Annotated in this window: 24 protein-coding genes and 6 tRNA genes; 9 read left to right on the top strand and 21 right to left on the bottom strand. The window is 73.4% G+C overall.

What is annotated here, in order from left to right; genetic code table 11:
- Positions 1 to 34: 34 nt before the first annotated feature.
- Both ACFVDM_RS27845 and ACFVDM_RS27840 read right to left on the bottom strand, forming a co-directional pair.
- A tRNA-Val gene (locus ACFVDM_RS27845) sits at positions 35 to 106 on the bottom strand.
- A 54-nt stretch (positions 107 to 160) separates the two neighbouring features.
- Positions 161 to 592, bottom strand: a complete 432-nt coding sequence (locus ACFVDM_RS27840) for a TIGR02611 family protein (protein ID WP_383645906.1) — start codon at positions 590 to 592, stop codon at positions 161 to 163.
- 264 nt (positions 593 to 856) lie between these two features.
- Here ACFVDM_RS27840 and ACFVDM_RS27835 point away from each other — a divergent pair, with 264 nt between their 5' ends.
- A complete protein-coding gene (locus ACFVDM_RS27835) occupies positions 857 to 1,270 on the top strand; it encodes an SsgA family sporulation/cell division regulator (RefSeq protein ID WP_015032345.1) in 414 nt (137 codons plus the stop codon).
- A 310-nt stretch (positions 1,271 to 1,580) separates the two neighbouring features.
- Complete coding sequence (locus ACFVDM_RS27830; protein ID WP_383645903.1) at positions 1,581 to 2,156, top strand: CGNR zinc finger domain-containing protein; 576 nt, start codon at positions 1,581 to 1,583, stop codon at positions 2,154 to 2,156.
- 4 nt (positions 2,157 to 2,160) lie between these two features.
- On the opposite strand, the gene ACFVDM_RS27825 is transcribed toward ACFVDM_RS27830, so the two are convergent.
- From ACFVDM_RS27825 to ACFVDM_RS27810, 4 genes are all read right to left on the bottom strand, one after another.
- Positions 2,161 to 2,316, bottom strand: a complete 156-nt coding sequence (locus ACFVDM_RS27825; protein ID WP_176711576.1) for a hypothetical protein — start codon at positions 2,314 to 2,316, stop codon at positions 2,161 to 2,163.
- Positions 2,317 to 2,483: 167 nt separating this feature from the next.
- A complete protein-coding gene (locus ACFVDM_RS27820; RefSeq protein ID WP_383645900.1) occupies positions 2,484 to 3,455 on the bottom strand; it encodes an acetylxylan esterase in 972 nt (323 codons plus the stop codon).
- A gap of 69 nt (positions 3,456 to 3,524) precedes the next feature.
- On the bottom strand, positions 3,525 to 4,544 hold the full coding sequence (locus ACFVDM_RS27815) for a LacI family DNA-binding transcriptional regulator (protein ID WP_383645897.1): 1,020 nt from the start codon (positions 4,542 to 4,544) through the stop codon (positions 3,525 to 3,527).
- A 233-nt stretch (positions 4,545 to 4,777) separates the two neighbouring features.
- Complete coding sequence (locus tag ACFVDM_RS27810; RefSeq protein ID WP_383645892.1) at positions 4,778 to 5,233, bottom strand: hypothetical protein; 456 nt, start codon at positions 5,231 to 5,233, stop codon at positions 4,778 to 4,780.
- Between the two features lie 210 nt (positions 5,234 to 5,443).
- On the opposite strand from ACFVDM_RS27810, the gene ACFVDM_RS27805 reads away from it, so the two are divergent.
- Complete coding sequence (locus ACFVDM_RS27805; RefSeq protein ID WP_383645886.1) at positions 5,444 to 5,959, top strand: DsbA family protein; 516 nt, start codon at positions 5,444 to 5,446, stop codon at positions 5,957 to 5,959.
- A gap of 81 nt (positions 5,960 to 6,040) precedes the next feature.
- Here the strand turns inward: ACFVDM_RS27805 and ACFVDM_RS27800 are convergent, their stop codons facing one another.
- From ACFVDM_RS27800 to ACFVDM_RS27790, 3 genes are all read right to left on the bottom strand, one after another.
- Positions 6,041 to 6,874 (bottom strand): GNAT family N-acetyltransferase, encoded by an 834-nt coding sequence (locus tag ACFVDM_RS27800; RefSeq protein ID WP_383645882.1) that lies wholly within the window; start codon positions 6,872 to 6,874, stop codon positions 6,041 to 6,043.
- Between the two features lie 75 nt (positions 6,875 to 6,949).
- Complete coding sequence (locus ACFVDM_RS27795; protein WP_383645878.1) at positions 6,950 to 7,771, bottom strand: aminotransferase class IV; 822 nt, start codon at positions 7,769 to 7,771, stop codon at positions 6,950 to 6,952.
- Positions 7,768 to 8,805 (bottom strand): chorismate-binding protein, encoded by a 1,038-nt coding sequence (locus tag ACFVDM_RS27790; protein WP_383646160.1) that lies wholly within the window; start codon positions 8,803 to 8,805, stop codon positions 7,768 to 7,770. Before ACFVDM_RS27790 ends, ACFVDM_RS27795 begins: the two co-directional genes overlap by 4 nt.
- Positions 8,806 to 8,968: 163 nt before the next feature.
- On the opposite strand from ACFVDM_RS27790, the gene ACFVDM_RS27785 reads away from it, so the two are divergent.
- From ACFVDM_RS27785 to ACFVDM_RS27765, 5 genes are all read left to right on the top strand, one after another.
- A tRNA-Gly gene (locus ACFVDM_RS27785) sits at positions 8,969 to 9,041 on the top strand.
- A gap of 37 nt (positions 9,042 to 9,078) precedes the next feature.
- Positions 9,079 to 9,152 (top strand) — tRNA-Cys (locus ACFVDM_RS27780).
- Position 9,153: 1 nt separating this feature from the next.
- Positions 9,154 to 9,225: transfer RNA gene (locus ACFVDM_RS27775), tRNA-Val, on the top strand.
- A 19-nt stretch (positions 9,226 to 9,244) separates the two neighbouring features.
- Positions 9,245 to 9,316, top strand: a tRNA-Val gene (locus ACFVDM_RS27770).
- A 23-nt stretch (positions 9,317 to 9,339) separates the two neighbouring features.
- Positions 9,340 to 9,411, top strand: a tRNA-Val gene (locus ACFVDM_RS27765).
- Between the two features lie 104 nt (positions 9,412 to 9,515).
- Here the strand turns inward: ACFVDM_RS27765 and ACFVDM_RS27760 are convergent.
- The 4 genes from ACFVDM_RS27760 to ACFVDM_RS27745 form a co-directional block, all read right to left on the bottom strand.
- The gene (locus tag ACFVDM_RS27760) at positions 9,516 to 9,800 is read right to left on the bottom strand and encodes a zf-TFIIB domain-containing protein (RefSeq protein ID WP_383645873.1); all 285 of its coding nucleotides are present in this window, start codon (positions 9,798 to 9,800) and stop codon (positions 9,516 to 9,518) included.
- 68 nt (positions 9,801 to 9,868) lie between these two features.
- On the bottom strand, positions 9,869 to 10,936 hold the full coding sequence (locus ACFVDM_RS27755; RefSeq protein ID WP_383645868.1) for a phosphotransferase: 1,068 nt from the start codon (positions 10,934 to 10,936) through the stop codon (positions 9,869 to 9,871).
- Between the two features lie 237 nt (positions 10,937 to 11,173).
- Complete coding sequence (locus ACFVDM_RS27750) at positions 11,174 to 11,383, bottom strand: hypothetical protein (RefSeq protein ID WP_383645863.1); 210 nt, start codon at positions 11,381 to 11,383, stop codon at positions 11,174 to 11,176.
- A gap of 188 nt (positions 11,384 to 11,571) precedes the next feature.
- A complete protein-coding gene (locus ACFVDM_RS27745) occupies positions 11,572 to 11,832 on the bottom strand; it encodes a hypothetical protein (protein WP_383645860.1) in 261 nt (86 codons plus the stop codon).
- Between the two features lie 205 nt (positions 11,833 to 12,037).
- On the opposite strand from ACFVDM_RS27745, the gene ACFVDM_RS27740 reads away from it, so the two are divergent.
- Positions 12,038 to 13,390 carry a protein kinase gene (locus ACFVDM_RS27740; RefSeq protein WP_383645854.1) on the top strand — a complete coding sequence of 451 codons (1,353 nt, stop codon included), beginning with the start codon at positions 12,038 to 12,040 and terminating at the stop codon, positions 13,388 to 13,390.
- 48 nt (positions 13,391 to 13,438) lie between these two features.
- On the opposite strand, the gene ACFVDM_RS27735 is transcribed toward ACFVDM_RS27740, so the two are convergent.
- From ACFVDM_RS27735 to ACFVDM_RS27700, 8 genes are all read right to left on the bottom strand, one after another.
- A complete protein-coding gene (locus ACFVDM_RS27735; protein ID WP_383645849.1) occupies positions 13,439 to 14,257 on the bottom strand; it encodes a TrmH family RNA methyltransferase in 819 nt (272 codons plus the stop codon).
- 64 nt (positions 14,258 to 14,321) lie between these two features.
- Positions 14,322 to 15,575, bottom strand: coding sequence for a uroporphyrinogen-III C-methyltransferase (gene cobA / locus ACFVDM_RS27730; protein WP_383645843.1), 1,254 nt, complete (start codon positions 15,573 to 15,575; stop codon positions 14,322 to 14,324).
- A gap of 351 nt (positions 15,576 to 15,926) precedes the next feature.
- Positions 15,927 to 19,619: a nicotinate-nucleotide--dimethylbenzimidazole phosphoribosyltransferase gene (gene cobT, locus ACFVDM_RS27725; RefSeq protein WP_383645835.1), complete on the bottom strand. Its 3,693-nt coding sequence runs from the start codon at positions 19,617 to 19,619 to the stop codon at positions 15,927 to 15,929.
- Between the two features lie 333 nt (positions 19,620 to 19,952).
- Positions 19,953 to 21,194 (bottom strand): precorrin-6y C5,15-methyltransferase (decarboxylating) subunit CbiE, encoded by a 1,242-nt coding sequence (gene cbiE / locus ACFVDM_RS27720; RefSeq protein WP_383645828.1) that lies wholly within the window; start codon positions 21,192 to 21,194, stop codon positions 19,953 to 19,955.
- Between the two features lie 110 nt (positions 21,195 to 21,304).
- Positions 21,305 to 21,982 carry a GNAT family N-acetyltransferase gene (locus ACFVDM_RS27715; RefSeq protein WP_383645822.1) on the bottom strand — a complete coding sequence of 226 codons (678 nt, stop codon included), beginning with the start codon at positions 21,980 to 21,982 and terminating at the stop codon, positions 21,305 to 21,307.
- Between the two features lie 101 nt (positions 21,983 to 22,083).
- Positions 22,084 to 22,950 (bottom strand): MetQ/NlpA family ABC transporter substrate-binding protein, encoded by an 867-nt coding sequence (locus ACFVDM_RS27710; protein WP_383645816.1) that lies wholly within the window; start codon positions 22,948 to 22,950, stop codon positions 22,084 to 22,086.
- 71 nt (positions 22,951 to 23,021) lie between these two features.
- Positions 23,022 to 23,693: a methionine ABC transporter permease gene (locus ACFVDM_RS27705; protein WP_383645810.1), complete on the bottom strand. Its 672-nt coding sequence runs from the start codon at positions 23,691 to 23,693 to the stop codon at positions 23,022 to 23,024.
- Positions 23,690 to 24,751: a methionine ABC transporter ATP-binding protein gene (locus ACFVDM_RS27700; RefSeq protein ID WP_383645806.1), complete on the bottom strand. Its 1,062-nt coding sequence runs from the start codon at positions 24,749 to 24,751 to the stop codon at positions 23,690 to 23,692. The genes ACFVDM_RS27705 and ACFVDM_RS27700 overlap by 4 nt, the downstream gene beginning before the upstream one ends.
- Positions 24,752 to 25,305: the final 554 nt, after the last annotated feature.

Genomic DNA, 25,305 nt, shown 5'->3' with positions numbered 1-25,305 from the left:
AGCTTCTGGAAGCTTCCGGGCCGTCGGTCCGGGGTGGGCGATACTGGGTTCGAACCAGTGACCTCTTCGGTGTGAACGAAGCGCTCTCCCACTGAGCTAATCGCCCGGGCGCACCGCAAACATTACCCCATGTCAGGGGCGCCCCCCGACCACTCCGGGGTCACTCGCGGATCTTCCACGGCATGACGATGCCGAACTTCCAGACATAGATCCCCACCAGCACCGCGATGATCACCAGCCCGATCACCGTGAGCACGATGTTGCGCCGCCGGACCTTGGGATCGAGGGCCCGCTGGGCGGCCTCGGTGACCTTGCGCCGGGTCCAGCGCAGCACCAGCTGCGCCCAGACGAACTCGGTCGCCCAGATCGCCATGCCGCCGAAGATCACCAGCCAGCCGGGGCCCGGCAGCGGAAGCATGATGATGCCCGCCACCACCACGGCCAGACCGACCACGAAAACGCCGACCTGCCAGCTCAGGTGCAGCGCCCTGGAGGCCCGAATGAAGCCCGGCGCCCGGGAGCCGAGCGCCCGCTCACCGGCGGGCGCGTCCTCCTTGGTCACACCCTCCGTGACATCCCCCGTCTCGTTCACAGGCCTCTCCCCCGCCGGGGGCGCCGGTGCGCCGCGACGGCGCCCCCGCCCCGCTCGTCACTCTCCGCGTTCATGAAGGTCAACCTACCCGAACGCCTCCCGTCACCGGAATGGCCGCATGACCCAAAGTTACACACCGCTGTACGAGCTACCCGAAGAATCACAAAACGGGCAGAGGGGTTTACAACGCCACCGTAGGTGGCATGTCGATTTCGCCGACGTGCGAATCCCCGAGCGCACACTGAGCGAAAGGCCCTGGCGCTTATGAACACCACGGTCAGCTGCGAGCTGCACCTGCGCCTCGTTGTGTCGAGCGAGTCCTCACTGCCTGTACCCGCGGGCCTGCGGTATGACACGGCCGATCCGTATGCCGTGCACGCCACCTTCCACACCGGAGCGGAGGAGACGGTCGAGTGGGTTTTCGCCCGCGACCTCCTCGCCGAGGGGCTGCACAGGCCCACCGGCACCGGAGACGTCCGTGTCTGGCCATCCCGTAGTCACGGTCAGGGCGTCGTCTGCATCGCGCTGAGCTCCCCGGAGGGCGAAGCCCTGCTGGAAGCCCCGGCACGAGCCCTGGAGTCGTTCCTGAAGAGGACCGACGCCGCGGTTCCACCCGGGACCGAGCATCGTCACTTCGATCTCGATACGGAGCTCTCACACATCCTGGCCGACAGCTGAGCCAGGCCGAGAGCCGCACGGCGCCGTCCGACTCGGGGAGACGGCGCCGCGCGGACAACCTCATACGGCTGACACCGGCGCCGTCACCACGGAATCCACCATGGTGACGGCGCCGGTCCGCGTTCCCGTCCACCGTCGGAGGCCGCCAGGGCCCTCCGACGGCCCTCCGCATCCCTCGACGCCGCGTGGGGCGTTGCCGGCCGCCCCGGGGCCTCCCGGGCCCCTCGCGCCCCTGTGGCGCACGGGCGAGCCAGTAGAGTCTGCCCGCATCGGCGGGGATCTGGCCCGCCGGAGGCCAGGGAGCGGAAGCGTGCTGATCCCCCACGACACCCGGATCGCCCTCGACACGGTGGTCGATCTGGTGAACACGGCGCCGGAGAGCGAACGGCCCGGCACGGGCGGACCGCCCGACGGGCTCGCCGACACCGCGGCGCTGTACGCGTTCGCCGAGCGCCACCGGGTGAGCGGGGTGGGCCGGCTCGACGAGAAGGACCTGGCGGCGGTCCACGCGGTGCGGGCGCGCTTCGCCGAGGTGTTCGCGGCGGCCGACGCCGAGACGGCGGCGGGCCTGGTGAACGGCCTGGTCGCGGCGGCGGGCACCACACCGCAGCTCAGCAACCACGACGGCTACGACTGGCATGTGCACTACTTCGCGCCGGACGCGTCGCTGGCCGACCACCTGGCGGCCGACTGCGGCATGGCGCTGGCGTTCATCATCGTCGCGGGCGAGACGGAGCGGCTGCGCCGCTGCGAGGCACCGGACTGCCGGCACGCCTTCGTCGACCTGTCCCGCAACCGCTCGCGCCGCTACTGCTCCAGCCGCACGTGCGGTAACCGCTTGCACGTCGCCGCGTACCGCGCGCGCCGCCGGGAGGCGGCCGGCTGACGGCTCACAGCACGAAGAGATCATGCAACGCGGCCATCAGCAGCAGGCCGCCGACCACCGTGAGGAAGATCATCAGAGGGGGCTGGGAAAGCGCGAAGAGGCAGCCACGCGGCTCTTCGGCGGGGGGTGCGGGGGCATCGCCCCGGGAGGTGTCCACCATCTCGGGACGATCATGACGTACGCCGGACCCCCGAGACGCCCAACATGACGTTTCGTTACGGGAGTTCACCGTGAAAGGGCGGATCGATTCGCTCCGGCGTCCGAGTGCCCGGCAGCCGTTCGGACACCGTCGCCCGTTCCCGCTCCCCGCACCCCTGCCTCCGGCCGTCAGACCAGGTCGCGCAGCTTCCGCAGCTGGATACCGCGGTGGACGCCGGTGCCGCCCTCGTGGCCGTTCCAGGGGTAGACCTCGATCTCCTTGGGACCGGCCCAGTTGTTGTAGGCGGCGAAGACCGTGGAGGGCGGGCAGATGGGGTCCATCAGGGCCACCGAGTAGAGCGCGGGCATCTGCGCGCGGGCGGCGAAGCTGATCCCGTCGAAGTAGGACAGGGTGCGGAACACCTGCTCGGCGTGGCCGTGCTGGGTGGACAGGAAACGCACGATCTCCTGGTACGGGTCCTTGTCGGTGATCTCGACGGCCCGCCGGTAGTGGGTGAGGAACGGTACGTCGACGAAGGCGGCCTTCACGCGGGGGCTCAGTCCCGCGACCGCCTGGGCTATGCCGCCGCCCTGGCTGCCGCCGTAGACGACGATCCGGTCGGCGTCGACGGCCGGGTGGGCGCCGGCCACGTCGAGCGCGCGCACCGCGTCGGTGAAGACCCGGCGGTAGTAGTAGGTGTCGGGGTCGAGGATGCCCCGGGTCATGAAGCCGGGCGACTGGGGGTTGTCGCCGCCGTACGGGTCGGCGGTCGAGCCCGCGGAGTGGCTGTTGACCGCGCCCTGGCCGCGGGTGTCCACGACGAGCGTGGCGCAGCCGGCGGCGGCCCAGACGAGGTGGTCGTGCGGCAGGCCGCGTCCGCTGCCGTAGCCGAGGTAGTTGACGACGGTCGGCAGCGGGCCCTCGGCTCCGGCGGGCACATTGAGCCAGGCGTGCACCCGGTGGCCGCCCCAGCCGGCGAACGACACGTCGTACACGTCGACCTGGGTCAGCGCCGCGTCGTACGGCGTGAACACGGCGTCCAGCGGGTGCTCGGCCGCCTCGTCGAGGGTGCGGCGCCAGAAGGCGTCGAAGTCGTCCGGCTCGGTCGACTCGGGGTGGTAGGAGCGGAGTTCGTCGAGGGGCAGGTCGAACAGGGACACGGGATCTCCATTTCGGGCGTGCGGAACGGCCAGGACGGTCGGGAAGGAGGCAGGGGCCGGGCGGCCGGCTCAGCGGGGCGTGGAGCTGGAGGCGCGCACGACCAGTTCCGGCTGGAGGACGACGCTGCGGTGCTCGTGGACGCCGTCCTCGTCGTCGGCCTCCTCCAGCAGGAGTTCGGCGGCCATCCGGCCCATGACGACGGCGGGCTGGCGGACCGAGGTGAGCGGTACGGCAGCGGCGGCGGCGAACTCGATGTCGTCGTAGCCGACGATGGCGATGTCCTGCGGCACCCGCACACCCGCGGCGTACAGGGCCTGCAGGACGCCCAGGGCGAGCAGGTCGTTGGCGCAGAACACGGCGGTGGGCCGGGGGACGAGGCCGAGCAGCCGGGCTCCGGCGTCCCGGCCCGCGGCCACGTCGAGGCGGTCGGAGGGGATCTCCACCAGTGCCTCGGACGGCAGTCCGGCCTCGGCGAGCGCGGCCAGGGCGCCCTGCCTGCGGTCCCTGATCTGGTGGAGGTCGCCGGGCCCGCTGACGTACGCCACCGAACGGTGTCCGGCCGCGACGAGATGGCCGACGGCCAGGGCGCCGCCGCGCACGTCGTCGACGGAGACCGCGCAGCTGCCGGTGCCGGAGGCGACCCGGTCCACCAGGACGTAGGGGATGCGGTGGCGGCCGAAGGAGTCGAGGTTGCGGCCGGTGGCGTCGGCCGGGGTGACGAGGACGCCGCAGACCCGCTGCTCGGCGAAGAGGCCGAGGTACTCCGCCTCCTCGGCGGGGCTCTGGTCGCTGTTGCAGACCATCACCCCGAGTCCGGCCTGGCGGGCGGCGCGCTCGGCGCCGCGGGCCACGTCGACGAAGAAGGGGTTGCCCATGTCCAGGACGAGCAGCGCCATGATCCGGCTGCGGCCGGCCCGGAGCTGGCGGGCGGACTCGCTGCGGACGTATCCCAGCTCCTCGATGGCGGCCAGCACCCGGGCGCGGGTCTCGGGCAGCACCGCCTCGGGGCGGTTGATCACGTTGGAGACCGTGCCCACGGAGACCCCGGCCTGCCGGGCCACGTCCTTGATCCCTGCCACACGCGCCACTTGTCCTGCCCCACCGGTGCCCTCGGCCGCGCTCTTCCAGCGGCGTCGCCCCATCGTACGGACGGGCCCCGATACCGCTCGGACGGGCGTGAGTGAATTGTTTCAACCGGGTCGGGACGCTAGCCGTCGCACCGAACCTCGTCAAGGATCTTGAGTGAATCGATTCATACGGGCGGCGTTCCGACACGTCCCGGAGCGGCGCCGGCCGGGACCCGGAGCGGGCCGGGGCCGGGTCAGATGCCGTGCTTCTTCAGGATCGCCTCGATGTCACTGAAGTCCTCGTCGGGCGCACCGGAGGACCGCTTGCCCGCGTTCTGCCGTGCGGGGGCGGTGGAGCCGGTTCCGGCGCCGAGCGAGGGGGCCGAGGCCGCGGGCTCGACCGCGCCCTCCCGGGCCGCACGGGCCGCGGCCCTGCGCTCCTTGCGGGTCCCCCCACCGCGCCGTTCGACCGCACGTGTGGTGGCGAACAGCACCCAGGCGACCCCCAGCAGCCCGAAGCCGAGCCACACCCCGGGCTTGAAGGCGATGCCCGACAGCCACTCCACGGTCCCGGTCAGCACCAGGCCGATGGGCACCAGGGAGTAGGCCGCGATCCTGGCGGCGGTGAGGAAGCGCTTCCGGTACGCGGTCACCGCGGCGATGCCCAGGCCCGCCGCCGACACCGCGGAACAGATGGTCTCGGCAAGCATCGGTGCCTCCAGGCGCAGGGGAAACGTCCCTTCCATCCTGCACCGGCGACCCCGGGGGCGGCCACGCCCCCTGCCCACCTCAGGGACATTTCAGGGCCGGGCTCCTCCCCAGGTGCCGCTTCGCCCACGCCGTACGGACGAGTCCGCCCCGCTCCCCCGCGGCCCGGACACCGGTCGTGAGGAGCGCGGACGCCCTGGGAGACTGGGCCCATGAGCGATTCCACCCCCGCCGCGCCGGTCGTCCTCGACCTCTGGTGCGAGCTCCAGTGCCCCGACTGCCACCAGGCCCTCGCCGATGTCCACGCCCTGCGCGCCCGGTACGGCGACCGGATCGAGATCCGGTTCCGGCACTTCCCGCTGGAGAAGCACAAGCACGCGTACGCCGCCGCGCAGGCGGCCGAGGAGGCCGCGGTCCAGGGCAAGGACTGGCCCTACATCGAGGCGGTGCTCGCCCGTACCGACGAACTGGGGCGGTCCGGGGAGAAGCTGCTGATCGAGGTGGCGAAGGAACTGGGTCTGGACGCCGAGGAGTTCGACACCGCGCTGATCGACGGCCGGCATCTGCTGATCGTCGACGCCGACCAGGCCGAGGGCAAGGCCATCGGTGTCACCGGCACACCCACCTATGTGATCGGTGACGAGCGGCTGGACGGCGGAAAGAGCCAGGAGGGGCTGCGCGAGCGGATCGAGGAGATCGCCGACCGGCTGCTCGCCGCCCAGGGCTGAGCGGCGGACGCGGCTCGGCTCCGGACGGGGCTGAGCGGCGTACTGGGCCGGAGGGCGCCTGCCGCTCCGGCCCCGTCCCGGTCAGAGCTGTTTGACGTAGTTGTACTGGGTCGGCTCGTAGCCCAGGGACTGGTAGAGCCGCAGCGCGGGCGTGTTCGACGTGACGACGTGCAGGCCGATCCACTCCTCGCCGTCGGCCAGCGCGAGCCGTTCGGCCTGGTGCATCAGCGCCCGGCCGTAGCCCCGGCCGCGGTACCGCTCGTCCACCTCGACGTCGAAGACGTAGCTGATCAGGCGGCCGGGGTGCATCTCGAAGGGCGCCACCCAGACGCTGCCGGCCTTCTCGCCCTCGTGGAGGAGGTAGTGGAGACGCGCTCCCTCGGTGGCCAGGCCCTGCGGCATGTGCCGGGCGTGCGAGCGGCGGGCCGCCTCCGCGGCCGCCTCCGGCGGTGTCCCGCGCGTCACCAGGCTCTCCGCGTAACCGGCGATCGCGCGCTCCTCCCAGTCGGCGAACTCCTCGGGAGTCATCGACCGGGCGGTCAGCCCGTCGGGCAGGGCCGGCGGCTCGGCGAGCCGCTTGATCATGTTCCGGCTGTTGTCGGTGTAGCCGAGCCCCGCGATCAGCCGCTGTCCCGCGATGTCGTCGGCGGCGGCCTCGGTCCGCACAGCGGTGCAGCCCCAGCCGCGCAGCACCTCCTCGGCCGCGAGGCAGGCGATGGTGGCCCGGCCGCGTCGACGCGTCCGCTCGTCGATCCGCACGGATCTCAGCATCCCGTGCCCGCCCGAGGCGGGCGGGTCGGCCGCGATCTCGACGGCGCCGACCGGCCGCCCGTTGTCGCACACGTCGTACGCGCGGCTCCGCGCGCCGTCGGCGCCTGTCTGGACCGGCCCGGACGGCCGGAGTGTGGTGGTCATCAGTGTTTTTCTATCCGCTGCCCGGGGGCACGTCACCCGCTTTTACGAAGCCGTGCCTCGGGAACGCGGCCGCGCTCAGGGGTCCAGATCGTCGGCCGCGCGCTCCTCGAAGACCCGCATGGCCTTGGCGGTGACCGGTCCGGGGGCACCGGGCAGCTCCCGGCCGTCGATCCGGTGGACGGCCTGCACATCGCGGAGGGTGGAGGTCAGGAAGACCTCCTCGGCCCGGTCCAGCGCGTCGAACGGCAGGTCCGTCTCCCGGGCCCCCGTCCACTCCACGGTCAGGGCCCGGGTGATGCCGGCCAGGCAGCCGGAGGAGACCGGCGGGGTGTGCAGTTCCCCGTCCAGAACGACGAAGACATTGGAGCCGGTGCCCTCGCAGAGCTGCCCGACGGTGTTGGCGAACAGGGCCTCGGAGGCGCCGTGCTCGTGGGCGCGGGCCAGCGCCAGCACGTTCTCCGCGTACGAGGTCGTCTTGAGGCCGGTGAGCGCGCCGCGTTCGTTGCGCGTCCAGGGCACGGTGATCACCGCCGTGCTGTCGGCGCGGCGCTTCACCTCGCCGAGGGCGACGACCAGTCCGGGGCCGTCCGTGCCGCGGTCGGAGCCGAGCGGGGAGATCCCGCCGGTGTAGGTGATCCGCAGCCGGCCGAGGGCGACCGGGTTGGCCTCGATGACGGCGGCGCAGGCCCGGCGGATCTCGTCGAGGTCGGGCGCGGGCAGGCCGAGGCCGGCGGCGGAACGGGTCAGCCGGTCGAGATGGCGGGTCAGCGCGAAGGGGCCGTCCCCCGTCACCCTGACCGTCTCGAAGATGCCGTCCCCGACGGTCAGGCCGTGGTCGAGCACGGACACCCGGGCGTCGTCGGCGTCGTGCAGCCCGCCGTTGACCCAGATCCTCATGGTGCGGTCCTTCCGGTCGCTTCGTAGGTGCCCGACGCTACAGCGAGCAGCCTGGACGCCTTCAGCTCGGTCTCGTCCCATTCGCGTTCCGGATCCGATCCCCAGGTGATCCCGGCCCCGGTGCCGAAGCGCAGGACGGGCGCGGCGCCGGTGCGGTCGGTCCAGAAGGTGCGGATGCCCACGGCGAGCGAGGCGGTCCCCCGGTCGGCGTCCACCCAGCCGACGCCGCCGCAGTACGGGCCGCGCGGGGCGGTCTCCAGCTCCCCGATGATCCGCAGCGCGCTGGACTTGGGGGCGCCGGTGACCGATCCGGGCGGGAAGGCGGCGGCGAGCAGTTCGGGCCAGCCGGCGCCGTCGGCGAGACGGCCCCGCACGGTGGAGACGAGATGGACGAGCCCGGGGTGCTTCTCGACTGCGCAGAGGTCGGGGACCGTGACGGATCCGGTGGCGCAGACCCGGCCGAGGTCGTTGCGGACCAGGTCGACGATCATCACGTTCTCCGCGTGGTCCTTCTCCAGGAGATCGGCCTCGGTGCGGCCGGTGCCCTTGATCGGTCCGGACTCGACCGTGCGGCCGTCCCGGCGCAGGAAGAGCTCGGGCGAGGCCGTCGCGATCTCCACGCCGTGGCCGGGGAGCCGAATCGTTCCTGCGTAGGGCGCGGGGTTGCCGCGGGCCAGCAGCGCGGTGAGCGCGTCGACGTCGGCGGCGGCCGGATCGGGCAGCGGCGCCGTCAGCACACGGCAGAGGTTGGCCTGGTAGACCTCGCCGCGCGCGATGGCCGCGCGGATGCGCCGTACGCCGTCGGTGTAGGCGGCGCGGTCCAGGGACGAGGTCCAGTCGCCCGCCGCGGGGCCGCGCCAGGCGCCGCGCACCGGGGCGGGCACGGGCGCGGAACGCACGGTGGCGAAGCGGGCGCAGACGAGACGGCCCTCGAAGTCCGCCGAAACCCCCCAGAATCCGGATGATTCCAAGGCGGCGGGATCGTGGGTCACATCCCGGAGATCGGAGGCGACGAGGCCGCCGAAGCGGGCCATGGGGGCAAGGTCGTGCACGTCGGCGAGTCTAGGACGGTGCCCCGCCGCCCGCGCCGGGGCGAGGGCAGGTCAGCACGCTGCGGAAACGCGTTTTTGTACTGGCCCCGGAATCCGCTAGAGTTCAACACGTCGCCGGGACACGCAAGTGAACCGGAACCGACAAGCGGACGTAGCTCAGTTGGTAGAGCGCAACCTTGCCAAGGTTGAGGTCGCCAGTTCGAACCTGGTCGTCCGCTCGCAGAAGATGGGGGATCTTCCCGAGCCCCCATCCCTGGTGGAGTGGCCGAGAGGCGAGGCAACGGCCTGCAAAGCCGTCTACACGGGTTCAAATCCCGTCTCCACCTCCAAGGACGATTAGCTCAGCGGGAGAGCGCTTCCCTGACACGGAAGAGGTCACTGGTTCAATCCCAGTATCGTCCACTGGTCCGCAAGGATCCCCGCGCGATTAGCTCAGCGGGAGAGCGCTTCCCTGACACGGAAGAGGTCACTGGTTCAATCCCAGTATCGCGCACGCAGTACACGCAGGTTCACCCTGCGCGATTAGCTCAGCGGGAGAGCGCTTCCCTGACACGGAAGAGGTCACTGGTTCAATCCCAGTATCGCGCACAGCCCGAAGCCCCGGTCGTCGAGACGACCGGGGCTTCGTCGTTCCCTCTCCTGCGGTCCGTGCCGGGACGGACGCGGCGCGCACGCCCCGGCACGGCTGCGGGTCAGGAGGAGAAGAGCATGTGCCCGAAGCTCTTGTGCCGGTAGTGGCCCCCGTGGTGCCCGCCGTGGTGCTGCGGGGCGCCCCAGGCCGGCGCGGGCGCCGACGGGTAGCCCTGCTGGACCGGCGGGGCCGGCGGCGCCTGCTGGGTCCACTGCGCCTCTATGCGGCTCAGCGTCTCCAGCTCGCCGTAGTCCAGGAAGATCCCCCGGCAGCCGCTGCACTGCTCGATCTGAACGCCGTTGCGGTTGTACGTGTGCATCGCCGCGTGGCACTTGGGACACTGCATCTTCGGGCTCACTCCTCGCCGTCGGTCATCCGTCGCCGGAAGGTGGGCCCGGCGGCGTCCGGGTCAGCCTACGACGGTTCCGCCGCGGCCAACTCGGGTGGGAGTGCGGCGATTCGGGCACAGGAGTCGATCATCACCTGTTCCACCTCATCCGGATTCCGCCGCTCCGCCGCGCACTTGGCGAGCGCGAGGGCGGCCGTCTGCACGGTCAGGGCACGTGCGGCGGCGTCCAGCTCGGGCCACGGGTCGCCGTCGGCGCGGACGGCAGGCCCGCCGCCCGCCCGGTAGGCGGCCAGGAAACGGTCCCAGATCCCGGGCGGCAGCAGTCCGGCCGCGAACCAGGCGGCGGGCCGGGCGAGGTCCCAGGCGGGGTCGCCGGGCCCCAGGTCGTCGATGTCGATCAGCAGCCAGCCGCCCCACGCGGACCGGCGGACGAGCTGACCGAGGTGGAAGTCGCCGTGGCAGAGCGGGCGGATGCGGTGCGCGGGTGCGGGTTCCTCGTCGCGGGCCCAGGCGGGCAGCGCCGCCCAGGCCGCGAGCACGGGCGCGGTGGCCGGGCCGTCGGGCCGGGCGGCACGCATCCGGGCCACGGCGAGCGCGGCCTTCGCGGGGCCGCGCATGGGCGGCGGAGCGGCGGACCCGGTACGGTCCGCTCCCCCGTCCCGCGGTCCGGGCACCGGCGGCGGGGTGGCGGCGGGCCGGGGCCCGACCCGGTGCAGCCGGGCGAGCAGCGCTCCGGCCTCCTCCCAGGGCGCCCGGTCCGGATCGTCGGGGTCCACCGGCGCGCCGTACGGCCAGAGGGTGACCGGGCGGCCGTGGAGTGCGGTGAGGTACGGCGCACCGGCGCCGCCGGCCGCGGAGGGGACGGGCAGGGGCGGGAGCAGGATGCCGGCGAGCCCCGGGTCGGCGGCCGGGCCGAGCCGGGCGGCGAGCGCGGCGGTGTCCGTACCGGGGGCGTGCGCCTTGGCGACGACGGCGCCGAGGCGCACCACGGTGCCGTCCGCCCGGTCCGCGAGGACGACGGGTGCGGGACAGCCGCAGGCGGTGCCCGGCGCCTCTCGGGGCTCCCCGGTCGCGGTGGTGTGGACGGCCTCGTGGGCGAGGGCACCCAGGGCACGTACGACGTCGGCGGTCACGGGCTCCCCCGGGTGGGACGGACAGGGCGGGCCGGGCCCGGTGCCCGTCCGCCGGAGAGCGTACGCCGGTGGTCCGGTGCGCTCCGGTGTCCGGGGCCTTCCGGGCCCGGACAGCGCGATGTCCGGTCAGCTCCCCAGCTGACCGGACAAACGCTGCCGTCCGCCGCACCCCCGTCCCCACGGGGTTGTTGGCCGGATGTCCCGGTCCGGACCGCTCTTCCGGACCCGGGGCGCCGCTCAGCGCCCCAGCATCACGCCCACGGACGACGCCTGTGTGACCACCGCGTCCCAGCCGCCGAAGACGACCGTGAGCAGGGCCGCCAGAGGAAGAACCATCGCCGTGGCCACCAGCGGGTGGCGGCGGCCGGTGGCCGGACGGCCGGCGAACGGGGCGTGGGCCTTGTGTCCCCGCGTACGGACGACTGTCCGCGCTGCCGTGTCCGCCATGGTTCCTCTCCTGACCTGATCGTGGGGCGGCGGGCGTGTGACCTCGGGGGACGAGTGCGAACGCCCGCCGCTTGACCTCAACACTAGGGATCCGGGCGGCGGTCGGCGTCATGCCCTCGTACCGAATGCCGGGCCTCCCGGAGGATGAGCCGTGGGGAGCCGGCGTACTCCCCTGGGTGGAGAAGGGGCTACCGGACCCCGGGGTCATCCCCCACAGTGTGCTCGGAGGGGTCCTCCCTGGGGACCGGCTGTTCGACCAGGGCGAGCACCCTGGTCGCCATGAAACGGGCGGTGCGCACGACCGAACCGCTCCTGGTGACTTCACTCACTTCGACCACCCCGCGACGGACCGCCGTCTCCACCCTGCGGCCGGCCCTGGAGGCCACTACCTCGTAGGTCCGGGTGGTGTCCCCGGCGTCCACGACTATCTCGACCCGATCGCCCTTCATTGATCCAATCCCCCTTCTGCGACTGACCCTTGAGATCTCGCACGGGTCCGGGAGCCCGGATCCCCGGCTCCCTGACCACTCCTCAAGTTTCCCACCCGGCACTGACAATCGATTGCCCGGCGAGGGCGCGGCCTCTGAGCGCCCCGGGCGGCGGGTACGTAAGCTGTGCCTCGTCAGGCGGACCAGGCAGCGGGGATGGGCAGACATGGCGATGATGCGGCTCCGGCGCGAGGACCCGCGTGTCGTCGGCTCGTTCAGACTGCACCGACGGCTCGGGGCGGGCGGCATGGGTGTCGTCTACCTCGGTTCGGACCGTCGCGGGCAGCGGGTGGCGCTGAAGGTGATCCGGCCGGATCTGGCGGAGGATCAGGAGTTCCGTTCGCGCTTCGCGCGCGAGGTGTCGGCCGCGCGGCGGATCCGCGGCGGCTGTACGGCCCGGCTGGTCGCGGCCGATCTGGAGGCGGACCGTCCGTGGTTCGCCACGCAGTACGTGCCGGGGCCCTCGCTGCACGACAAGGTCGCCGAGGAGGGTCCGCTGTCGGCCGCCGAGGTGGCCTCGATCGGGGCGGCGCTCTCCGAGGGCCTGGTGGCGGTGCACGAGGCCGGTGTGGTGCACCGGGACCTCAAGCCGTCGAACATCCTGCTCTCCCCCAAGGGCCCCCGGATCATCGACTTCGGCATCGCCTGGGCGACCGGCGCGTCCACGCTGACGCACGTCGGCACGGCGGTCGGTTCGCCCGGGTTCCTCGCGCCGGAGCAGGTGCGCGGCGCGGCGGTGACGCCGGCGACGGACGTCTTCTCGCTGGGGGCGACCCTGGCGTACGCCGCGATGGCCGATTCACCGTTCGGGCACGGCAGTTCCGAGGTGATGCTGTACCGCGTGGTGCACGAGGAGCCGCAACTGTACGACGTGCACGACGCGCTCGCCCCGCTGGTGAGCGCCTGTCTGGCGAAGGATCCCGAGGAGCGGCCCAGCACCCTGCAACTCTCCATGCGGCTCAAGGAGATCGCGGCGCGGGAGGCGCAGGGGCTGCACGACAGCCGGCCGCCGGTCCAGCGGTCGGCCCAGGAGGCCGACCGTCCGACGGGGCGGCTGAGCGGTCCGCACACCGAGCAGCAGACGCGCCGGGCCCCGGGCCCCGGGCCGGTGTCGCGCCCGCAGGGCCGGCCGACGGCGCCGGGGCGCGGCGCCCCGCCCAGGACCGGTGGTGCGCGCCCGGGTCCGCAGCAGCACTCGCGCGGGGGCACCCAGCCGGGGAAGCGGCCGAGGCCCGCACCCGGGACGAACGGCAGGCCGGGCACACGTCCGGGCACACGTCCGACCTCGGCGGGGCGGCGCCCGGCCAACCCGCGGCTGCTGCGGCAGCGTCTGGTCGTCTTCGTGGTGGTGACGCTGCTGGTCGCCCTGGGCATTGCCGCGGCCCAGGGCTGCCAGGGGCCCGCGCGCGGGCTCGGCGCCGGGCCGGGGCACAGCCTCAGCGACGGCACCGCCCCCGGGCAGGGCGGAACGCAGCCGGCCAGGGTCGGGGACGCCGACCGGGCCGGGAACGAGCGGTAGGAGTCCGGTTCAGGACTCCGGGTGGCCGGTGGCGACCGCACGTACGGGTCAGGACTCCGGGCGGCCGGTGGCCACCGCGTAGAAGGCGACCGCGGCGGCGGCACCGACGTTGAGCGAGTCGACGCCGTGGGCCATCGGGATGCGGACCCATTCGTCGGCGGCGACGAGGGCCTGGGTGGACAGTCCGTCGCCCTCGGCGCCCAGCATCAGGGCGACCTTCTCCATCCGGTGGGGGGCGGCCTCGTCGATGCTGCTGGCCTTCTCGTCGGGGGTCAGCGCGAGCAGCTTGAAGCCCGCTTCCCGGACCGTCTCCAGGGCCTTGGGCCAGGTGTCGAGGCGGGCGTAGGGCACGGAGAAGACGGCGCCCATCGAGACCTTGACGGAGCGGCGGTAGAGCGGATCGGCGCAGTCCGGGGAGAGCAGGACGGCGTCCATGCCGAGCGCGGCGGCGCTGCGGAAGATGGCCCCGATGTTCGTGTGGTCGTTGACGGCCTCCATGACGACGACGCGGCGGGTGGTGCGCAGCAGTTCGTCGGCGGTCGGCAGGGGTTTGCGCTGCATGGAGGCGAGCGCGCCGCGGTGGACGTGGTAGCCGGTGACGCGTTCGGCGAGTTCGGGGCTGACCGCGTACACCGGTGCCGGGACCTCGTCGATCACATCACGCATCAGGTCGACCCACTTCGCCGACAGGAGCATGGAGCGCATCTCGTAGCCGGCGTGGCGGGCCCGTCTGATGACCTTCTCCCCCTCCGCGATGAAGAGGCCCTCGGCGGGCTCTCGGCGGCGCCGCAGCTCGACGTCGGTCAGACCGGTGTAGTCGCGCAGACGGGGGTCGTCGGGGTCGTCGACGGTGATGAGATCAGCCACAGCTTGATACTGCCTTGTCCGGTGTGTGGTGCCAACGGTCTGGAGGAAGATCCGTTACCGATGGTTACTCGTTGATTGCGGCGGGGGTTCCGGGGCCGACCGCGACGACGTCGCCGATGACGATGACGGCGGGCGGGCGGACGCCCTCGGCCTCGGCGCGCTCGCCGACGGTGGCGAGCGTGGCGTCGACACGGCGCTGCGCGGCGGTGGTGCCCTCCTGGACCAGGGCGACCGGGGTGTCGGGCGACTTGCCGTGGGCGACGAGCGCGCGGGCGATGGCGCCGATCTTGTCGACGGCCATCAGGAGGACGAGCGTGCCGCGGAGCCGGGCGAGTGCCTCCCAGTCGACCAGGGAGCGTGCGTCGTCGGGGGCGACATGGCCGCTGACGACGGTGAACTCGTGGGCGACGCCTCGGTGGGTGACGGGGATGCCGGCGGCGCCGGGCACCGAGATGGAGCTGGAGATGCCGGGCACCACGGTGCACGGGATGCCCTCGGCGGCGAGCGCCTGGGCCTCCTCCATGCCGCGTCCGAACACGAACGGGTCGCCGCCCTTGAGACGGACGACGGCCTTGCCCGCCTTGGCGTGCTCGATCAGCGCGGCGTTGATGGCCTCCTGGGCCATGAAGCGGCCGTACGGGATCTTCGCGGCGTCGATCACCTCGACGTGCGGCGGGAGTTCGTCGAGGAGATCGCGGGGGCCGAGCCGGTCGGCGATCACGACGTCGGCCGAGGCGAGGAGGCGGCGGCCGCGGACGGTGATCAGGTCGGGGTCGCCGGGGCCGCCGCCGACCAGGGCGACGCCGGGGACGCGGGTGCGGTGCTGGGGCGCGGCGAGCGTGCCGTCGCGCAGGCCCTCGACGATGGCGTCGCGGACGGCCGCGGAGTGGCGCGGGTCGCGGCCGTGGATGTCACTGCTGAGGACGGCGACGGTCACGCCCTCGCTGCGGCCGGTGGCGGGGGTCCAGGCGGTGGCGGCGTCGGCGTCGTCGCTGCGGACGCACCAGGTGCGGGTGCGCTCGGCCTCGGCGGAGGCGGCGTCGTTGGCGGCCGCGTCGTCGGAGGCGATGAGGGCGTACCAGGTGTCGGTGAGGTCGCCGTCGGCGTACGGGCGGCGCTCCCAGCGGATCTCACCGGCGTCGGCCATCGCCTCGACGGAAGGGGTGGCGGACGGGGAGACCAGGACGATGTCGGCGCCGGCCGCGATGAGGGCGGGGAGCCGGCGCTGGGCGACCTGGCCGCCGCCGACGACGACCACACGGCGCCCGTTGAGGCGCAGTCCGACGGGGTAGGCGGGGTGATCGGCGTGCTCGGCCATGGCGGTGCGGGCTCCTCGTGCGATGCGGGGGCTGCGGGCCGCTGCGACGGTGGAGCGGCTGTGACGTGCGGTGTCGCGGATCGTGGGTGGGGTTCACGATACGGGGTGGGGGCGGGTGCGGGGACGGTGGCCGGGTGCCGACGGCGGGCCCCGGACCTCCCGGAACGGGGTGGGGCGGGTGCGGGACGGTGGCCGACCGCGGGCCCCGGACCTCCTGGAACGGGGTGCCGCGCCGCGAGGGCCCGAGGGGTCCGTGGTGCCCCTGCGGCACCGGGTCGGGTCCGGAGCGGTCCCGCCGTGCGCCCGGAGGCCGGGGCGGGACTCTCCGGACGCGGCCCGGTGACCGGCGGGCTACTTCTCCGTCACACCCGCCGAGTCGAACGTGGCGACCTCGTGCATGGCGCGGGCCGCGCTCTGCACGATCGGCAGGGCCAGCAGGGCGCCGGTGCCCTCGCCGAGGCGCAGGTCGAGGTCGACCAGCGGGCGCAGGCCCAGCTTGTTGAGCGCGGCGACATGGCCGGGCTCGGCGCTGCGGTGGCCGGCGATGCACGCGGCCAGGGCCTCCGGGGCGATGGCACGGGCGACGAGGGCCGCGGCGCCCGCGCTGACCCCGTCCAGGACCACCGGGGTGCGGAGCGAGGCCCCGCCGAGCAGGAATCCGGCCATGGCCGCGTGCTCCAGACCGCCGACGGCGGCCAGGACGCCGATCGGGTCGGCGGGGTCCGGCTGGTGCAGTTCGAGGGCGCGGCGCACCACGTCGACCTTGCGGGCGTGCATCTCGTCGTTGATGCCGGTGCCCCGGCCGGTGACCTCGGCCGGGTCCATGCCCGTGTAGACGCAGATCAGGGCGGCGGACGCGGTGGTGTTGGCGATGCCCATCTCGCCGGTGAGCAGCCCCTTGTTGCCGGCCGCGACCAGATCGCGGGCGGTCTCGATGCCGACCTCGATCGCGGCCAGGACCTCCTCGCGGGTGAGCGCGGGGCCGGTGGTGAAGTCCGCGGTGCCGGCCCGCACCTTGCGGGGCAGCAGTCCGGGCGTGGCGGGCAGTTCGGTGGCCACGCCGACGTCGACGACGCACACCTCGGCGCCGACCTGGGCGGCGAAGGCGTTGCAGACGGCGCCGCCGCCGAGGAAGTTGGCGACCATCTGGCCGGTGACCTCCTGCGGCCAGGCCGTGACGCCCTGGGCGTGGACCCCGTGGTCGCCGGCGAAGATCGCGACGGCCGCGGGCTCCGGGATCGGCGGCGGGCACATCCGGGAGAGGCCGGAGAGCTGGGCGGAGATGATCTCCAGCATGCCGAGGGCGCCGGCCGGCTTCGTCATCCGCTTCTGCCGCTCCCAGGCCTCGCCGAGCGCCTTGGCGTCCAGCGGCCGGATGCTGGAGACGGTCTCCTGGAGCAGGTCGTGCGGCTCCTCGCCGGGCAGGGCGCGGCGGCCGTACGTCTCCTCGTGGACGACCCAGGAGAGCGGGCGGCGCTTGGACCATCCGGCCTGCATCAGCTCGGGCTCCTCGGGGAACTCGTCGACGTAGCCCACGCAGAGGTAGGCGACGACTTCGAGGTGCTCGGGCAGCCCCAGGGCGCGGACCATCTCGCGCTCGTCGAAGAAGCTGACCCAGCCGACGCCGAGCCCTTCGGCGCGGGCGGCCAGCCACAGGTTCTCGACGGCGAGCGCCGAGGAGTACGGGGCCATCTGCGGCTGGGTGTGCCGGCCGAGGGTGTGCCGGCCGCCCCGGGTCGGGTCGGCCGTGACGACGATGTTGACCGGAGTGTCGAGGATCGCCTCGATCTTCAGTTCCTTGAACTGCTTGGCCCGCGCCTTGGGGAGCGACTTGGCGTACGCGTCGCGCTGGCGCTGGGCCAGTTCGTGCATGGAGCGGCGGGTCTCGGCGGAGCGGATGACGACGAAGTCCCACGGCTGGGAATGTCCGACGCTGGGGGCGGTGTGGGCCGCCTCCAGGACGCGCAGCAGCACCTCGTGCGGGACGGGGTCGCCGCGGAAGCCGTTGCGGATGTCGCGGCGCTCGCGCATGACGCGCAGGACGGCCTCGCGCTCGGCGTCGTCGTAGCCGGGGGCGGGCGGAACGGGGTCGGCCGCCTCGTCGGTGGTGTCGGCGGGGGCGTCGTCGGGCGCGGCGACGGTCTCGGCCGGCTCGGATCCCCGGGGGCCGTGGGGCTCCTGGGCCCCGGCGTCCGCCGGAGGCGTGGTGCCGTCGTGGGCGGGGGCGTCGGGCCGGGTCTCGCCCGCGGCCTCGGCCTGTGCCGGGGCCTCCGCTCCCCGGACCACGGCTTCCGCCTCCTGGACCGGGTTCTCCGCCGGTGCCTCGGGCGCCTCGCGCACCTCGGGAGTCACTCCGTCGGACTGCTGCGGCTCCGCCGCGACCGGTGCCTCGGCGGGAACGGCCGCCTCGGCCGCCACGGCCTCCGGAAGCGTCGCTTCCGGCTGGTGCCGCGTCAGGTCGGGGGTCTCGATGACCTCGGGGCCGCTCTCCGCCTCGGGTTCCGGCACGGGGCCCAGGGCGATGGGGCCGATCCGCTTCTCCGTCACCGGAGCGGTCCCGGCGTCCGCAGCCTCGGGCTCGGGCTGGGCGGCGATCTCGGCGGGGGCCTCCGGCTCCGCCGGCGGTGCGGCCGCCGCGGGCTGCTCGGCCACCGGCTGCTCCGCCGTCGCGGGCGCGGCGGACGGCGGACCGTCCGTCAGCTGCCCGTCCCCGGGCACCGGCACGCTCCCGTCCGGGAGCACCGCGTCGGGCAGGGTCGCGGGCGCCTCGTCCACGACCACCGCTTCGGACCGCGGCTCGTCCGGAAGGGTCTCGGGGGCCGCGGCCTCCACGGCAGGGGCCTCCGCGGCCACGGCTTCGGCAGGCGGCGCCTCCACGACGGGCGCCTCACCGACGGCGGCCTCGGGACGCGCGGCCTCGTCCACCGGAGCGTCCTCCGCCGGGGCCTGAGCGATCGGGGCCTGAGCGATCGGGTCCAGCGCGACCGGCGCCGCTTCGGCGGGCACCTCCGCGACGGGGACCTCGGCGGCCGGCGCCTCGACGACGGGGGTCCCGGCGGGCACCGCGGCCGTCTCGGGCACGGGCACCCCGGCGGCGGGGGCGGCAGCGCTCCCCGCCGGGGCCGGCTTCGCCGCCCTCGCGTCGGCCACGGCCTCGGGGGCCACGGCCGCGTCGGGCACCTGTGCTGGAACGGCTTCCGGAACCGTCGCCGGGACTGTCTCCGGGACGGCTTCCGGAACCGTCTCCGGGGCGGTCTCCTGGGCGGCTTCCGGGGCCGCCGGGACGACCGTTTCTGCGGCAGGGGCCTGCTCGGCGACCGGCGCGGCGGCCGGGGCCGCCCACGGGCCGGAGCCCTGGGGCGGGATCTCGCCCAGCTGTGGGCCCGGCAGGACGGCCGCCTCGTCGGCGGACAGCTCGAAGTACTCGGGTTCGGCGGTGGCGGGACCGGCGTGCCGGGCGGCGGGCGGCTGGACGGCCGTCTGCGCGCGGGGCTGCGGTGCGCCGGCCGGGCCCCGGTCGGCCAGCGAGCGGACGACGCCGATCCCCGACGTACCGCCGTACGAGGGGGACTCGGCCGAGGCCGGACCGCGGTGCAGCGGGCGGCGGACGGGCGACGGGGCCGGGGATGCGGGCGACGGGGCCGGGGCCGGCGCGGCCTGGGGCATGCGTACCCCGCCGAGGTCGACATGACCGGAGTCCCGGCCGCCGGACTCATGGGTGCCCTGGCCGGTCTGCGCGAGCGGTTCGGCGTACTGCTGGTGACCGGCGTACACCGGGGTCTGCTCCTGGAACTGCACCGGGCCCTGCGGCTGCGCGGGGCCGGGCAGCGGGTCCGTGAGCGGGTCGTGGTGCGGCGCCGGGACGATATGGGGCTCGCCCCACGCCCCCTGGGCGCTCGGCATCAGCAGGAGGTCGTCTTCCTCGGGCGTGTGCTCGGAGTGGTCGGGGAAGGAGTAGCCGTCCGGGGCGGGGATGCCCGGCTGCTCCACCATGCCCGCGTTCTCCGGCAGTCCCTCGCCCGGGATCCGGCCGGTGTCACTCATGCGTACCCCTCGCCCATCGTCAGTGCTCCTTCGGCCCTACGCCCGGGACGCCCGAACACGGCACGCGGGCGCTCGTCCAGTGGAACGAGCGGGCACGCCGAGCGGCACGAAGCGGTCGCGGACATACTGCATTCTCGCGGCCGATCGCCGCCGCGGCAGGTCATTTCGCCACGGCTCGCTGTGGACTGCGCCACGTCGCGCGTCCCCCGGTTCTGCCGTACCACAACGGGGGCCAAAACGGTCCCCTTTTCCGGACATTGACGAACGAAGCGACGAACGGCCGGGCGCGGTGCAACGATCGGCCAGCCTACCTCCCGCCGCGTGCCGGGCGGGTCAGGGGGCAAGGTCCGAACGCAGCGCGGACAGCAGGAACACGACCGTGCGTTCGCGCTCCGACCATGCGGACGTGTCCAGTTCGACGGACTGGAGGAGGGAGCAGCGGACCGTGTAGCCGTTCTCGCCGAGGGCGGCGCCCAGGGCCTCGGCCTCGTCGCGGGTCGAGGCGTGGGTCACGATCCGTTCGGGCCTGCGGTCGGCGACGGCGGTGGCGACGGGGACGCCGCCGCCCCCGATGCGGACGACGTCGGGTTCGGGCAGCCGTTCCAGGACGTGCGGGGCGCGTCCCTCGACGACCTGGAGCTGGACGCCGAAGGTCCGGGCGGCGGCGGTGGTGCGGGCGCAGGCCTCCGGGTCGCTGTCGACGGCCAGGACCGCCGCGCCGAAGCGGGCGGCCTCCACGGCCAGCGCCCCGGAGCCGGAGCCGATGTCCCAGACGAGGTCCCCGGTGCGCGGTCCCAGATGGGCGAGCTGGGCGGCGCGCAGCTGCGGGGACTCGCCCTCGCCCGTCGTGTCGGGGAGCTTCCGGCCGGTGTCCTCCCGGTAGGCGTCGGCAGGCAGCGCCCAGCCGCGCAGGCCCCGGGGGTAGGCGGGGTGGCGGCCGGCGATCCAGCCGGCGTCGGCGCGCTGTTCGGGGCCCTGGCCGACGACGATGACGACGTTCGGGTCGCGCCAGACGTGGTCGGCGGCGGTGTCGGAGGTGACGACGGTGACCTGTTCGCGTGCGGTGCCGAGTTCCTCGCAGATGACGAAGGTGCGGTGGACGCCTTCGAGGAGGAGGGCCAGTTCGGCGGGGCCGGCGCCGGGCGAGGTGAGGACGGCGACCTTGTGGTGGGCGCGGCAGACGTTGACCGCGCGGCGCAGGGTGCGGGGGTGGGCGACGACGGTCTGGGCGTCCTCCCAGGGCATGCCGGCGCGGGCGAAGGCGGTGGCGACCGAGGAGACGGCGGGCACCACTTCGACCTCCAGTCCGTGCTCGGGGGCGCGCAGGGTGCGGACGACGCCGAAGAATCCGGGGTCGCCGTCGGCGAGGACCACGGCGCTGCCGCGGTGGCCGGCGATACGGCGGGCGGCGAGGTCGACGGAGCCGAGGCGGATGCGTTCGGCGCGTGCGGGGACCTCGGGCAGCGCGAGGTGGTGGGCGGCCCCGGCGACGAGGGTGGCGGCCGAGAGCGCGGCGGTGGCCGCTCTGGTCAGTGGTGAGCCGTCCCAGCCGATCACTGTGACCCGGTCGGCCATCTGTCGTCAGTCTCCTGGAGTCGTCGCAGGTGGGGGCTTGCATGCCCGGGGACGGGCAGGGTGAGGTTACCCGGTCCGGACCAACGCGGCGCGCCCGCCCCGGCGCCCGGTCAGTTCCAGTCCTGGTACGTGCCGTAGCCGCCGGCGTCGGCGAGCTGTTCGGCCACGCCTTCGAGGTCCTCGGGGAGCAGGCCCCAGACGATCAGGTCGGTCCGGATGTCGGTCCATCCGCCGTCCTCGGTCTGCGACCGGGCTATCCGGGCGTTGCGCAGGACGCCCTCGCTGATGCAGCCGAGCTTCTGCGCGACCTGCTGGGCGGCGGTGTTGTCGGCGGCGGTGCGCAGTTCGAGCCGTTCGAAGCCCTGGTCGCGGAAGAGCCACTGGGCGAGGGCCAGCACCGATTCGGTGGCGTATCCCTCGCCGCGCGCCCAGGGGGCCGTGATGTACGCGGCCTCGGCCGAGCGGGTGCGCCAGTCGGTGCGGCGGAGGCGGACCGAGCCGACGAGGCGCTGGGTGAGGAACTCGGTGACGGCCAGGGCGATGCCGTCGCCGCCGGTGCGCTTGCCGGGGGCGATCCGGCGGACCCAGCGTTCGGCGTCGACCCGGGTGTAGGGGTGGGGTGCGTCGGTCCAGGCCGTGACGAGTTCGTCGTTCATCATCTCGATGTACGCGGGGACGTCCGTCATGTCGAACGGGCGCAGCACCAACCGGTCCGTGCTGATGGAGATGTCCGGGAAGGTGGAAGTCATGCGCAGCTCCATGCCGAAGACCGTGTAAAGGCACAGCATGCAGCATCGGGTGGGGCGCGCGCATGGCCGGGTGGGCGCGACGGAGCCCCGCGCACCCGGGCGGGGTGTGCGGGGCTCGTCGGACAAGTGCCCTGCCGGGGTCAGGACTTGGCGGCGGTACCGAAGGCCGGGATGACCGAGCCCTGGTAGGTGTCCTCGATGAACTTCTTGACCTCGTCGGAGTGCAGGAGCTGCACGAGCTTCTGGACGCGGGGGTCCTTCTCGTCGCCCTTCTTCACCGCGACGATGTTGGCGTACGGGTTGCCGTCGGCCTTCTCCAGGACGAGGGCGTCGTCGGCGGGCTTGAGCTTCGCCTCGATGGCGTAGTTGCCGTTGATGACGGCGGCGTCCACGTCGTTCAGGGCGCGGGGCACGGTGGCGGCCTCCAGCTCCTTGAAGGACAGGCCCTTCTTGTCGGTGATGTCGCTGAGCTTGGCGCTGGTGCCGACGCCGTCCTTGAGGGTGATCAGGCCGTTCTCGGCGAGGAGCTGGAGCGCCCGGCCCTCGTTGGTGGTGTCGTTCGGGACGGCGACGGTCTGGCCGGCCTTGATGCCGGAGAGCGCCTTGACCTTCTTGGAGTAGAGGCCGAGAGGCTCCAGGTGGACGGTGCCGACGGAGACCAGGTGGGTGTTGTTCTTCTGGTTGAAGTCGTCCAGGTAGGGCTGGTGCTGGAAGAAGTTGGCGTCGACCTGGCCGGATTCGGTGGCGGTGTTCGGCAGGACGTAGTCCGTGAACTCCTTGACCTCCAGCTTGAGACCGGCCTTGGCCGCCAGGTTCTTCTGGACGAAGCCGAGGATGTCGGCGTGCGGCGTCGGGGACGCGGCGACGACGAGCGCCTTCGAGGTGTCCGCCGAGGCGCCGGACCCGCTCTTGGCGGAGGGGTCGGAGTCGGTGCCGCAGGCGCTGAGGCCGAGGGCGAGGGCGGCGGTGGCGGCGGCAGCCGCGGTGAGCTTGATGTTCTTACGCACGAAGAGTGCCTCTTTCAGGTGGTGATGGTGGTGCGCCCGGACAAGGAGTGCGGGCTCGGAGGAGAGAAGTCTCAGGAGGCGGTACGGCCGCGGCGGGCCAGCAGGCGTACGGCCGTGTCGCCGATCAGCTGGATCACGGTGACGATGACGACGAGCAGCGCGACGGTGACGAGCATGAACCGGTTGTCGAAGCGCTGGAATCCGTAGGTGACGGCCTTGGAGCCGAGTCCTTCGCCGCCGACCGCGCCGGCCATCGCGGAGTAGCCGATGAGCACGATGACGGTGGTGGTGACCCCGGAGACGAGCGACGGCAGCGACTGCGGCAGCAGGACCTTGCGCACGATCGTGGGGATGGACCCGCCCATGGACTGGACGGCCTCGACCAGCCCGTGGTCGACCTCGCGCACGGCCGTCTCGACGAGCCGGGCGAAGAAGGGGATGGCACCGACGGCGAGCGGCACGATCATGGCGGTGGGGCCGATGAAGGTGCCGACGATCCAGGTGGTGAACGGGATCAGGGCGATCAGCAGGATGATGAACGGCAGCGAGCGGCCGATGTTCACGATGACGCCGACGACCTTGTTCACCGGGGTGTTCTGGAGCAGTCCGCCCTTGTCGGTGAGGACCAGCAGGACGCCGAGCGGCAGGCCGACCAGGACCGTGACGACGGTGGACCACAGGACCATGTAGAGGGTGTCGACGGTGCCCTGCGTCAGCAGCGGCTGCATTTCGGACCAGGTCACTTCGCCACCTCCTTGGTGAGCGGTGCGGAAACGGGTGCGGTGTCCGGGGCGAGGGCGTCGTCGACGAGTTCGGCCTGGAGACCCTGCTCGCGCAGGAAGCCGATCGGGACGACGTTCTCCTCGAAGCGTCCGGGCAGTTCGATGCGCATCCGGCCGATCTGCTTGCCGCCGACGGTGTCCATGGCGGCGCCCAGGATCGAGATGTCGATGTTGTACGTACGCGAGAGCTGCGAGATCACGGGCCGGCCGGCGGCGTCGCCGTGGAAGGTGACGTCGACGACGGTGCGGTCGGGTCCGGAGGCGGTGCCGCCGACCGGGAACAGTTCGTGGGCCAGTTCGGATCCCGGGGTGGCGAGGAGGTCGCCGACGGTGCCGGACTCGACGATCCGGCCCCGCCGCATCAGCGCGGCGGAGTCGCAGACCGTCTTGACGACGTCCATCTCGTGGGTGATGAGCAGGACGGTGAGGCCGAGCTGCCGGTTGAGGTCGCGCAGTAGCTGGAGGACGGAGCGGGTGGTCTCGGGGTCCAGGGCGGAGGTCGCCTCGTCGGAGAGGAGGACCTTGGGGTCGCCGGCCAGGGCGCGGGCGATGCCGACGCGCTGCTTCTGGCCGCCGGAGAGCTGTCCGGGGTAGGCCCCGGCCTTGTCGGCGAGGCCGACCAGGTCGAGGAGTTCGAGGGCCTTGCGGGAGCGTTCGCGGCCGGTGACGCCGAGGATCTCCAGGGGCAGTTCGACGTTGCCCCGGACGGTGCGGGAGGCCAGCAGGTTGAAGTGCTGGAAGACCATGCCGATACGGCTGCGGGCCTCGCGCAGTTCCTTGCCGGCCCGGCGGCCCCGGCCCGCGAGGGCGGTGAGGTCCCGGCCGGCCACGGTCACGGTGCCGGAGGTGGGGCGTTCCAGCAGGTTGACGCAGCGGATGAGGGAGGACTTGCCGGCGCCGCTCTGCCCGATGACGCCGTACACCTCGCCCTCGCGGACGTGCAGGTCGACGCCGTCCAGGGCGGTGACCTCACGGCCGCGCGACTGATAGACCTTCGTGAGGCCCGTAGTGGTGATCACAGGGTTTCCGTCACTGTCGAGTGCGCGGCGCGGTGTCCGCCGGGCACGGGGCATTCGTCCGTCGAGACTGTCCGGACGTTTCGGTCGGACGTTCCGAGCCGGCTTCCGGCGTGGCCCTGCGCGCTGCGGCAGCGGGGCGGCGTCTCATGGAAGGGCACGTTCCGCTGGGTGCGGACGGCTGGGCTCGGTCTCGCTTCGGGGCGCGAGGCTCTGGCGTGGGCCCTCAGAAGGCGCGCATTCGACCCATACAACGAGCACCGGGCGTCGTGTTCGCCTCGGTCGCAAGGGTGCGGCTGCTCGTCGTGGTCATGCGCCAAGTAAAACAGACGTCATGGTTCCGCCGAACCCGCTGTCCGGATAGCGGACAGTGGTGGATGGTGCGGCGGACCGGCGCGGCATGGTCCCTCTACGGCTCTGACCTGCGCAAACACCGCACCACCCGAAGATTCTGCGACCCCGGGCCCGGACCGGCCCCGAAGGCGGGCTGTGGTCAAGGCCACGGCGGCCGCGGGCGGTCCCGGGGGCGCACGCGGGGGGCGGAACCGCCCGTAATA

Origin of the sequence: Streptomyces sp. NPDC057682 (assembly GCF_042799575.1) — a bacterium.
Lineage (GTDB): Bacteria > Actinomycetota > Actinomycetes > Streptomycetales > Streptomycetaceae > Streptomyces.
This window is presented reverse-complemented; position numbering and strand designations above follow the sequence as displayed.